This is a genomic window from Paraburkholderia oxyphila NBRC 105797 (assembly GCF_000685075.1).
Classification (GTDB): domain Bacteria; phylum Pseudomonadota; class Gammaproteobacteria; order Burkholderiales; family Burkholderiaceae; genus Paraburkholderia; species Paraburkholderia oxyphila.
Map to the genome: position 1 here is coordinate 1 of NZ_BAYD01000190.1, position 10,740 is coordinate 10,740.

Annotated in this window: 12 protein-coding genes; 4 read left to right on the top strand and 8 right to left on the bottom strand. The window is 65.3% G+C overall.

Annotated elements, in window-relative coordinates; translation table 11 throughout:
- Positions 1-36: 36 nt before the first annotated feature.
- Positions 37-1,317 carry an MFS transporter gene (locus tag BO1_RS47075; RefSeq protein ID WP_028223520.1) on the bottom strand — a complete coding sequence of 427 codons (1,281 nt, stop codon included), beginning with the start codon at positions 1,315-1,317 and terminating at the stop codon, positions 37-39.
- Between the two features lie 11 nt (positions 1,318-1,328).
- A complete protein-coding gene (locus tag BO1_RS55750; protein ID WP_043289114.1) occupies positions 1,329-2,801 on the bottom strand; it encodes a M20 family metallopeptidase in 1,473 nt (490 codons plus the stop codon).
- A 155-nt stretch (positions 2,802-2,956) separates the two neighbouring features.
- On the opposite strand from BO1_RS55750, the gene BO1_RS47085 reads away from it, so the two are divergent.
- Positions 2,957-3,856, top strand: a complete 900-nt coding sequence (locus BO1_RS47085; protein ID WP_028223521.1) for a LysR family transcriptional regulator — start codon at positions 2,957-2,959, stop codon at positions 3,854-3,856.
- 39 nt (positions 3,857-3,895) lie between these two features.
- Here the strand turns inward: BO1_RS47085 and gcvA are convergent, their stop codons facing one another.
- Entirely contained in the window at positions 3,896-4,801 is a 906-nt protein-coding gene (gcvA, locus tag BO1_RS47090; protein WP_028223522.1) for a transcriptional regulator GcvA, read from the bottom strand.
- Between the two features lie 134 nt (positions 4,802-4,935).
- On the opposite strand from gcvA, the gene BO1_RS47095 reads away from it, so the two are divergent.
- Both BO1_RS47095 and BO1_RS47100 read left to right on the top strand, forming a co-directional pair.
- Positions 4,936-5,640 carry an SDR family oxidoreductase gene (locus BO1_RS47095; RefSeq protein WP_028223523.1) on the top strand — a complete coding sequence of 235 codons (705 nt, stop codon included), beginning with the start codon at positions 4,936-4,938 and terminating at the stop codon, positions 5,638-5,640.
- A 7-nt stretch (positions 5,641-5,647) separates the two neighbouring features.
- Positions 5,648-6,223: a pyridoxamine 5'-phosphate oxidase family protein gene (locus BO1_RS47100; RefSeq protein WP_028223524.1), complete on the top strand. Its 576-nt coding sequence runs from the start codon at positions 5,648-5,650 to the stop codon at positions 6,221-6,223.
- A gap of 49 nt (positions 6,224-6,272) precedes the next feature.
- Here BO1_RS47100 and BO1_RS47105 read toward each other — a convergent pair whose 3' ends face one another.
- Positions 6,273-6,683 carry a response regulator gene (locus BO1_RS47105; protein WP_028223525.1) on the bottom strand — a complete coding sequence of 137 codons (411 nt, stop codon included), beginning with the start codon at positions 6,681-6,683 and terminating at the stop codon, positions 6,273-6,275.
- Positions 6,684-6,780: 97 nt separating this feature from the next.
- Positions 6,781-7,428 (bottom strand): response regulator, encoded by a 648-nt coding sequence (locus BO1_RS47110; RefSeq protein WP_028223526.1) that lies wholly within the window; start codon positions 7,426-7,428, stop codon positions 6,781-6,783.
- 264 nt (positions 7,429-7,692) lie between these two features.
- Here BO1_RS47110 and BO1_RS47115 point away from each other — a divergent pair, with 264 nt between their 5' ends.
- On the top strand, positions 7,693-9,285 hold the full coding sequence (locus BO1_RS47115) for a sensor histidine kinase (RefSeq protein WP_028223527.1): 1,593 nt from the start codon (positions 7,693-7,695) through the stop codon (positions 9,283-9,285).
- Here BO1_RS47115 and flhC read toward each other — a convergent pair.
- The 3 genes from flhC to BO1_RS60000 form a co-directional block, all read right to left on the bottom strand.
- A complete protein-coding gene (flhC, locus tag BO1_RS55755; RefSeq protein ID WP_084688823.1) occupies positions 9,263-9,910 on the bottom strand; it encodes a flagellar transcriptional regulator FlhC in 648 nt (215 codons plus the stop codon). The genes BO1_RS47115 and flhC overlap by 23 nt on opposite strands.
- Before the next feature lie 17 nt (positions 9,911-9,927).
- A complete protein-coding gene (gene flhD, locus BO1_RS47125) occupies positions 9,928-10,248 on the bottom strand; it encodes a flagellar transcriptional regulator FlhD (RefSeq protein WP_174490640.1) in 321 nt (106 codons plus the stop codon).
- 102 nt (positions 10,249-10,350) lie between these two features.
- A complete protein-coding gene (locus BO1_RS60000; RefSeq protein ID WP_156992799.1) occupies positions 10,351-10,491 on the bottom strand; it encodes a hypothetical protein in 141 nt (46 codons plus the stop codon).
- Between the last annotated feature and the right edge of the window lie 249 nt (positions 10,492-10,740).

Below are 10,740 nucleotides of genomic sequence, written 5' to 3' on the forward strand. Positions count from 1 at the left end.
ACAAGTTAAGGCCAAAGCCTTAGAACCAACCACGAATCAAACCGCAGCCTGCTGCGAAACAGCCGCCACGACCTTCACGCGACTAACATAAGCCAGCGCCCACAAACTAATCATTGAGGTAAGAATCAGCCAATACCCAGGCGCGCTCTTATCGCCGGTAGCGCTGAGCATCCAGGTAACGACAGCCGGCGTAAACCCGCCAAACACGGTGACACCGATGTTATACCCAATGGACATGCCAGTCGCACGCGTAGCAGCCGGAAAAATCTCCGCCATAAGCGCGGGCAAAGCCCCAAAATAAATCGACTTCAGAAGCGCCAGCCAGGCGATCAGCACAAACAGCGGCATCGCACTCGAATGACTCGTGGCCCACACGAACCCAGGATACGCGCTAGCGAGAAATAGCAACGCCACGCAAGTCATCTGCGTACGCCGCCCGATGCGATCAGACAGATACCCCGCAAACGGCGTAACAACCGTGAGAATCACACCACCCGCCATAGTCGCGGCAAACCCGGTAGCCGCAGGCAAATGCAACTGCCGGATAGCAAAGGTCGGAATATACTGAAGCAGATAGTTGACCGCCGTAGAGACGGTCATCAAACCAATAGCCGTGAGCACGAGCCGCTTCTGCTGGCTCAGCACTTCGCGCACAGGCGTCTCAGTGCGCGCGGCGCGCTTGAAGTCCTCAGCATCGTCGATATAGCGGCGCAGATAAAGCCCCACCGGACCAATCAGCAATCCGAAGAAAAATGGCAAACGCCAGCCCCACGCCGCGAGATCAGCAGGCGCCATGAGGCGCGCCAGCCCATACCCGAACGATGCCGCCAACAGCGTTGCGAGGCCTTGCGTCGCGAACTGCCAGCTCGCGAGAAAGCCGCGCCGGTGCGGCGCGTGCTCGATCAGCATGGCCGTCGACGCGCCGAATTCGCCGCCCGCCGAAAAGCCCTGGATCAGCCGCGCGGCAAACACCGCGAGCGGCGCGGCCACGCCGATGGCCGCGTAGTCGGGTACGAGCGCGATGATCGCCGTGCCAACCATCATGAGGCCCACCGATGCCATCAGCGCCGCCTTGCGTCCGCGCCGGTCCGCATAGGCCCCCAGCACCGCACCGCCGAGCGGCCGCACCAGATACGACGCGCCGAAGGTGCCGAACGTCAGCAGCATCGACACGGTTTCGTTGACGGCCGGAAAGAAGTGCTTGCCGATGTACACCGCAAAGAACCCGTAGATGGCGATGTCGAACCATTCGAGCGCGTTGCCGGCGGAGGTGGCGATAACGAGCCTCACAAGGCTCACGGGTTGCTTTGCGGACATGGCGGCGGCCCTTATTGGAGAACGGCGTCGGAGGACTGCGGGGCTTGCGCCTGGCTCTGTGCCTGCGCGTGCGTCGAGGCGAGGCGCGCGGCGTCCTCGCCCAGGTCCCACCAGAGTCCGGCCATCACGGCCAGCGCCTCGCGCGCGACGGAGCCAAGCAGGTGTTCGTTCGGCGCATGCTGCGCGCAGGCCGGATACGAGTGCGGCACCCAGAGCGTCGGCAGGCCGAGCGTGTACGCGAACACGTCGTTGGGCACCGTGCCGCCCAGGTTCGGCAGCAGCGCCGGCTTCTTGTCCGTGGACGCGCGCAGCGATTCGAGCGCCCAGTGCACCCAGGCGTCGTTGGGGTCGAGGCGCGTGGCCGCGGAAATCTGCGTGACGCGCACTTTCACGTCGTCGAAGCCGAGACGCGCGAAATGCGCTTCCAGGTGTTCGCCGGCGCGCTCCGCGTCCGTGCCCACCACGAAGCGCAGCTGGCAGGTCGCCTTGGCCATCGGCGGAATCGCGTTGACGGGCGCATCGGGATTGCCGGCCTTGAACGCGAGCACTTCGAGCGTGTTCCAGGCGATCACGCGCTCGGTGGGCGTGAGGCCGGGCTCGCCCCAGTCCGGGTCGATCGCGGGCGCGTCCTCGTCGCCGCCGAGCACGATGTCGGCAAGCGCTTCGCGCACGCTCGCCGATATGGGCGGCGGACGCAGGCCGTCCACGGCAATGGCGCCGCGCCGGTCGACGAGGCTCGCGATCGCGTGCGAGAGCACGATGGCCGGGTTGCGCAGCGCGCCGCCCCAGTTGCCCGAGTGATGGGCCCCCTTGCGCAAATCGACGAGCAGCTCGAACGCCACGCCGCCGCGCGAGCCGAGAAAGAGGGTAGGCCGCTCGGCCAGCACGCGCGGGCCGTCCGAGGCGATGAAGACGTCGGCCGCGAGCGCCTCGCGATGCGCCGCGCAGACCGCGTCGAGGCCCGGCGAGCCGATTTCCTCGCCGGTTTCGAAGATCAGCTTCACGTTGTAGCCGAGCTTGCCGCCGCGCGCGTCGAGCACCGCGCCGAGCGCCGCGAAGTTCACGGAGTGCTGGCCTTTGTTGTCGGCGGTGCCGCGGCCGTACCAGCGGTCGCCTTCCACGGTGATCGTCCAGGGCGCGAGGCCTTCGCGCCACTGTTCGTCGTAGCCGCGCACGACGTCGCCGTGACCGTAGGTCAGCACGGTCGGCAGCGCCGGGTCCTCGATGCGCTCGGCGATCAGGAACGGCGCGCGCGCGGCCGCCGCATTCTCGACGATGCGGCTCGTGAAGCCGAGCGGCGCGAGCGACGGCGCCACCTCGTCGGTCAGATAGGCGCGCACGGCGTCGGCCTGGGCGGGGTTCTGGCTTTCGGTCCGAAAGCTCACGCGGCGCTGGAGATCGCCCAGAAACTGGCCGGAGTCGTAGACGCGCAGCGCGCGGTCGATGGCGGTCTGGCGCGACCCGGTTTGTCGAGACTCTTTCAAAGTGGCTCCTCTGTGGCGTTCGGGCGGGACATTGCAGGAAATAAGCCCAGTCTAGGAACGCCAAAAATTCGCAACAATTTCAATATTTGCGGATAGCATTGCCAAAATGGCAACGCACTGCTCGAACACTGAGCAGGCACTGAATGGATACGCCGATGCTTCATGGAATCGCCTTGCGCTACTTCGTCGAGGTCGCGCGCACGGGGTCGCTGGCCGCGGCCTCGGAGAACCTGCACGTCGCCGTCTCGGCGATCAGCCGGCAGATCAGCAAGCTCGAGGAGGACGTCGGCACGGCGCTCTTCGAGCGCATGCCGCGCGGCATGGTGCTGACCGAATCGGGCGAGCGGCTCGCCGAGCACGCGCGGCGCGCGCTGCTCGAGGGCGACGCCGTGCTCGCCGAAATCGCCACGGCCAAGGCGCTCGGGCGCGGCATCGTCCGCATCGGCTGCACGGAGGGCTTTACGCGCTCGTTTCTGCCGCATGTGCTCGCGGAGCATCACGCCGCCGCGCCGCAGGTGCATTTCAATCTGCGCTCGGGCACGCCTTCGCAGGTCGAGCAGTGGGTGGCCACGGGCGAGGTGGATCTGGGGCTGACGTTTTCGAGCGGAGACCCCTCAAAGGTCCAGGTGGAATACAGCGCCGAGGCGCCGGTCTGCGCGCTGCTCGCCCCCGGGCATCCGCTGGCGCGTCGCGCGTCGCTCACGCTCGCGGATCTGCGCGACTATCCCGTTGCGCTGCTCGCGCGCGGCAATACCGCTCGCCAGTTGTTCGACGAATGCTGCGCGCGGCACGGCATCACGCTCGAGCCGATCCTCACCAGCAACAATTCGAGCGCCTTGCACGCGTTCGCGTCGCTGGCCGGTGCGATCACGCTCGGCAGCAAGCTTTCGCTTTCGGGCCTCGCGAACGATCTTTCGCTGGTCGCCAAGCGCTTCGACGAACCGCTGCTCAACCAGCGCAACGTGTGCGTGATGACGATGCGCGAACGACGGCTTTCGCGTCCCATCGAGCGTGTGCTGAAGGCCTTGATCGCGGAGATCGAACGCGCGTCGTGAAGGCTGCCTCGCTTGTCGCGGGCGGCACGGCCAGAGGCATCAAGCCGTTGCGATCTGCGTCGATATCGACGCTTGATGGTGCAGCCAGTCGCGCAGTTGCGCGACCGGCCCCGGATGTTGAAGCTTGCGTGGAAACACGAGATAGAAACCGGCGCCCGTGTGCAATTCGTCGTCGAAGACGCGCACGAGGCGCCCGGCCGCGACGTCGCGGGCGACGAATGCCCAATGCGCCAGCGCGATGCCTTGTCCTTCCAGCGCCGCGTCGATCGCCAAGGAAGTCTGATTGAAGCGGATGTTCTTTTCCGCGGCCGACGGCAGCGGCTGATGGAGCTGCGCCAGAAACTGCGGCCAGAGATTGTGCGCGTCGTGCAGTAACGCGTGCCGCGTAACGATGCCGTTGCTCTTTCGAGCGCCGGCCATGGCGCGCGGAGCGGCCACGGCAATCAGAATGTCGTCGAACAATAGCTCGGCATTGAGTCCCGCCCCGAATGGCGGACTGCCATAGCGCACCGCGAGATCGACGCCATCGGTCTGGAAATGCGAGATCCGCTCCGTCGCCACGATGCGCAAATCGATCTCCGGGTGCGTGGCCGTGAAGTCGGGCAGCCGCGGGATGAGCCATTTGGCGGCAAACGTCGGCGTGACGCTAACCGCGAGTTTCAGCGCCTGGGGCCGCAGCGCCTGCGTGGCCTCGACCAGCAGGTCGAATGCGCGGCGCACGCTGGCCGAATAGCTCTGCCCGTTTTCGGTCAGCGCGAGCCTGCGCGGCTGGCGCTCGAAGAGCTTGAGTCCGAGCGCCGTTTCGAGCCCGCGTATATGCTGGCCGACGGCACCCTCCGTGACGCCCAGTTCCTCGGCGGCCCGGCGAAAGCTCAGGTGACGGCTGGCCGCCTCGAAGGCGCGTAGCGCATTGAGCGATGGAAGCGGCTCGTTCGGATCTTTCATGCGATAGTTTTTCTACTGCAAACCGGGATGGAAACTGCGGCATCAGGAGGGGGCGCCGGTGCTATGCTTCTTGCGATACATCGTGCATTTTGCGGCCTGTTCAAAGCGTCGCCCAACATCCGGAGATTAACACCATGACAGTAGAAAAAGTGGCCGTCGTTACCGCAGGCGGGAGTGGCATGGGCGCTGCAGCTGCGCGCCGCCTGGCCACCGATGGCTTCAAGATTGCGATTCTTTCGTCCTCGGGCAAAGGCGAAGCGCTCGCCGCGGAGCTCGGCGGCGTGGGGGTGACGGGCTCGAATCAGTCGAACGACGACCTTCGCAAGCTCGTCGACCTGACCGTGTCGCGCTGGGGCCGCATCGACGTGCTGGTGAACAGCGCCGGCCATGGTCCGCGTGGCCCGCTCCTCGAGATCTCCGACGAAGACTGGCATCGCGGCATGGACACCTACTTGATGAACGTGATTCGCCCGACCCGGCTCGTCGCGCCGATCATGCAGAAGCAGCAAGGCGGCGTCGTGATCAACATCTCCACCGCGTGGGCTTTCGAGCCGAGCGAGATGTTCCCCACCTCGGCCGTGTTCCGTGCGGGCCTGGCCTCGTACACCAAGCTCTTTGCGGATAGCCAGGCCAGGTACAACATTCGCATGAACAACGTGTTGCCTGGCTGGATCGACAGTCTTCCTGCCCTGGACGAGCGCCGCGAGAGCGTCCCGCTGCAACGCTATGGAACCAGCGAGGAAATCGCGGCGACCATCGCCTTCCTGGCTTCCGATGGCGCGGCCTACATTACCGGCCAGAACATCCGCGTCGACGGTGGCGTCACCAAATCGGTTTGAGTCCGTGATGCGCGAAGTCATCGACCGTGTCTGGGCAATGCTGAGTGCGGGCGCGAACGCGGGGGCAACGCGTTCGCCGTTCACCATGCTTCAGGCCGCAACCGTGGGTCTCGATGGCGGACCCAGGGTACGCACCATCGTTCTGCGCGGCGTCAGCCCGGAGGCGGGCGCGCTGACCTTTCATACCGACGTGCGCTCGGAAAAGGTCATGGAGCTGAGAAAAGACCCGCGAATCTCGCTACTGGGATGCGACCTGGACGCGGGCATACAGATCCGGCTCGAAGGCATCGCGCGGATAGTGGACAGCCTCGACGAGAGGATGGCGCTCTGGAAGATCAGCAGGCCTCACAGCTTGATTATCTACCGTGCGCAACTTGTGCCCGGCACGCCCATTGCCTCGCCAGAGGAGGCGCACATGGCGCCGGGCAGCCCGCCCGATTCAATGGCGGGCTTGGAGAACTTTTGCCTCGTCACGGTGGACGTGCAAACAATCGACTATCTCGACTTGTCTCCCAACGGTCACGCGCGTGCGAAGTTGTCCCGCCAGGATGGCGCATGGCATGGCGGCTGGGTCGCGCCGTAGGCACGTGTGGCGCTGGGTGTGAACGCCCAGCGCAGCACGTGACCCACGACTAGGGCACCACACGCTGGCTGTGCGCCTCGGCAAGGCGTTCGATGGTCTTGCGCGCCTTGTCGATCTCGCTGGTCTTGTCGAAGAAGTAATGCGCGCCCGCCGCAAGGCAGGCTTCGCGAAACGGCTGGCTCGATTGATTGGTCAGCACGACCATGACGACCGGCGGGCCGCGCCGCGCGAGCGCATGCACCAGATCGAGCCCGCTGCCTTCGGCCAGGCGCAAGTCGGTGATCACGACATCGGGGCGGCTCGCCGCGATGTCTCTGAGCGCGGCCGCGATCTCCTCGGCTTCGCCGACCACGCGAACCCCGGGAATCGTGTGCAGCAGCGCCGCGATCCGGCGTCGCAGCGATGCCGAATCTTCGACGAGGAAGACCTTCAATTCTGCCGATGAGAGGTTCGCGTCCATGTGCCGAAGTATCGTTGCCGCCATGGCCCAGCGGAATCGGCCGGAGTTGAACTTCGGGTAGGGGAAACGGAAGTCGTGTAGGTGGATGCCTACATGCTCAGACTTCGTCGTGGTCGTCGAAGAGCTTGTGGCGCATGGCGTAGCGCACCAGCGCGGCCTCGTGCGGCAGGCGCATCTTTTCGAGGATGCGCGTCTTGTAGGTGCTGATGGTCTTCGCGCTCACGCAGAGTTCCTGGGCAATTTCCGTGATGGTCTCGCCCGCGGCGATGCGGCGGAATACGTCGAATTCGCGGTCGGAGAGGCGCTGGTGCGGCAGCGCGTCGACGGGCTCGTTCAGGCTCTGTGCGAACTGCTCGGCCATCGCGAGGCTCACGTACACGCCGCCCGCCGCGACTTTGGTCACGGCCGACACCAGCTCCGCGCCGGCGCTTTCCTTCGTCAGGTAGCCGGACGCGCCGGCCTTGAACGCCCGCACGGCGTATTGCTGCTCGGCGTGCATGGTCAGCACGAGAATGCGCAGCTCGGGCTTTTCTTCCTTGATTTGCTTGATCAGCTCGACGCCGTTGCGTCCCGGCATCGACAGGTCGAGCAGCAGCACTTGCGCCGGCGTCGAGCGGATCAGCGCGATTGTGCTTACGCCGTCGCGCGCCTCGCCCGCCACGTCGAATCCGCTGGCGTTCTGCAGGATATGGCGCAGGCCGTCGCGCACGAGCGCGTGGTCATCGGCGATCAAAACTCGGGTCATCAGTGTGCGTCCTCCAGCTGTACCGCTGGTTGCGGGTCAGTCATTGCGATGGTGCCTTGCCTGGTTCCGGCCGTGGCGAGTGCAACCGATTCGCGAGGCATAGGCCAGTTGTCACGAGAGGCATGGGGCTGGCCGGTCCGGGCCAGCGTGGGCCGCTGCGGGAGGCTGTTGGCTGCCGTTCGCAACAGGCAGTATGCAATAGTTGCCTTCGGCGTGCATCATCTGCTCAAATGCCTTTCTCCGGATTCTCTTCCAGGCACGCGCATGGGTCGCGATCGAGACGACGCCAACCAGATGTTTCTGTCGACCTTGCCCGCGGGGCGCAGCGAGCGGAGGCTCGCGCTTACGGTGATCGTCGTGAGCTTCGTGCTGTTCGCCGCGTGCGCGCCGTTTGCGAAGCGTCCGCTGCCGGCGGTGGGGGCGTTCATCCCCAGCTACGAAGCGGCGCTGGTGATGAACGACCTGATCACGGCCATGCTGCTGTTCGGCCAGTTTAATTCGTTGCGCTCGCGTGCGCTGCTCGCGCTCGGCAGTGGCTATCTGTTTACGGCCGGCATGACGATTGCGCACGGCCTCACGTTCCCGGGCCTGTTCGCGCCCACCGGGCTGCTAGGCGCGGGCCCGCAGAGCACCGCGTGGCTCTACATGTTCTGGCACGCCGGGTTTCCCTGTTTTGTCATGGCCTATGCGCTGCTCGGAAGCGCTTCAGGCGGCCTGCGCGGCGATATCCCGAGGCGCTCCACACTCGCATCGATCGCATTCTGCGTGGTGGCCGTGGCGGCGATCGTCGGCGTCCTGACCGCTTTGGCCACGGCAGGCAAGGCGCTGCTTCCCGACCTCCTCGAAAACGGCCGCTTCACCTGGGGCTACCGTTACGTGATCGGCGCCGTGTGGCTGGTGAGCCCGGTTGCGTTCGCCATGGTGTGGCGCCACGGCAAGCGCACGGCGCTCGATATGTGGCTGATGGTCGTGATGGCGGCATGGATGATCGACATCGCACTCGCCGCGATGCTCAACCATGGCCGCTTCGATCTCGGATTCTATGCGGGACGCATATATGGCCTGCTGGCGGCGAGCTTCGTGCTGATCGTGTTGCTGGTCGAGAGCGGCACGCTCTATGCACGGCTCGTCGCGCTCACGCGCAGGGACATGCGCGAGCGCATGCGCGTGAGGGAGCTCGAGCACCTGGGGCATCTCTCGGCCGGCATCCAGGCCGCGCGCGAAGAGGAGCAAAAGCGCATCGCGCGCGAGCTGCACGACGATCTCGGGCAGCGGCTGACCGCCCTCAAGATCGATCTGACGATGCTCGAAGGCGATCTCGACGACCGCACGATGGCGCCGGCATTGCGCGGGCGGGCGCGCTCGATGATGACGCTGATCGACGAGACCGTGAGGTCGGTGCGCCACATCGCGGCGGGGCTACGACCGACCGTGCTCGACGACCTCGGGCTCGTGCCGGCGCTCGAGTGGCTCGCCGGCGATTTCGAAAGCCGCAATGGCATCGAGGTGGAGCTGCACATCGATATCGGCGAGCTGTACTTCGATTCGGCGGCCGCCACCGCCGTCTACCGGATCGTCCAGGAGGCGCTGACCAATATCGCGAGGCACGCGGAGGCCACCGAAGTGCAGGTCGAGGTGGTGCTCGACGGCGAGGCCTGCCACGTGAGAGTGGCGGACAACGGGCGCGGCACGGCGGCGAGCGCAATGCGCAAGGAGCAGTCGTTCGGGCTGCTTGGGATTCGCGAGCGCGTGCGGCAATTGAACGGCGCCGTGTCGGTGGACACCGCGCCGGGCGAAGGATTTCGTTTATCGGTCAGCTTGCCCGTGAGTGCGCTCAATCGCGAGGAATCGGCTTAGGGCGGGGCGGTTTTTCGGACCGGGCTTCACCCTGCGCGTCAATTTCAGTTTGCGTTTCAGCGTCGTCACTCGCGCCATCCGTGCCGCAAGACGCGGCGGGCACCTCTTTGTCTTTTGCGCGCTTGCCGGCGCGTGACGGCGGCTGGCAGATCGCGCAGACTTTGCCATCCGGCGCATCGTATTTGTGGATGACGAATTTGCCGGCGCAGCGGCGGCAGGCCGTCAACTGCAGCAGTCCGCCCTTGAAGAAGCGCACGAGCGTCCAGGCGCGCGTCAAGTCGAGCTGCATCTCCAACCTGTTTTGCGCGCAGTGCTCGCGGTACAGACGGAATCCCTTGGTGAGCGCGTCGAGATGTGAGCAGCCCGCCTGGTCCTTGAGAAACACATAGGCGTTGTAGAACAGCGATGCGTGGATATTGGCCTGCCAGGTCATGTACCAGTCGGCGGACGACGGCAGCATGCCCTTGGGCGGCGATTCTCCCTTGATCTCGTGATACAGCCGGATCAGCCGGTCGCGCGGCAGCGCGAGCTCGCTTTCGAGCACCTGCATGCGAGCGCCGAGCTCGATGAGCGCGCTCGCGCGCACGACTTCGCGCGCATCGTCGATGATACTGGTCCTGGTCATGGCTCGCGCCGGCCCGTTCAGGCGAACTGTTCGGCGGGCTGACCGGCGAGCAGCACGGCCGCATGCGTGTGCGCGACGTTCGCGTGCTTCGCGGGCGTGGCCAGCACGGACAGCATCTGGTGGTCGTTGATTCGGAAGAAGCAGAGCAACTGATTGCACGCGGCGAGCTTGACGGTCTGGGCCAGCGTCAGCCCGGACAGCAGATCGGCCACTTGCTCGGACAGGCCCAGCCGGAACATGCCCGCCGGGCGATCTTCGCGAAGCAGGCGCTGCGCGAGCGCGAGGTAGGACAGGTTGAGTTCCTGAATCGATTGCAGCGTTTCAGTGCTATGCATGATGTTCCCCGTTCAAGGGCGACGTCGCTATTTTCTGACAACTGGCTTTCGCAGCCGAGGTGTGCACGTTGGTTGTCAACCGTTTGCTTTGCTGGAGCTGTTTTGTCAGCATCCGCCGCGCATATCGGAGACGCCCTGAGCGATCAGGTTCGTGGCCAGCTCGCGCAGCAGGTGTTGCGTCAGCGCGCCTGCGCCGCCGTGGGCGAGGCGTAGCAGTTCGATCAGGTCTTGTGCGATGAGGCTCATGGACGTCTCCAACAGGCGGCGTCGGGGCTGGGGCGCCGTACGACTCGTGTGCCGCTCTGGTGACTGAAGTATTGCTTTTGCGGGGGGGAAGATAAATCAGCGGCCAGCGAAGTTGGTGTAGTCGCAACAGTAGGGCTGTCAGTGTTTTCCTACAGAAGTTGCGGCGTTGCTCGGGATGCTGCGCGCATGGACGGAGCGTCCCGTCAGGGTGTTTGGCGATAAACGGCGATGCCCGTTCGCGTTTTTGCC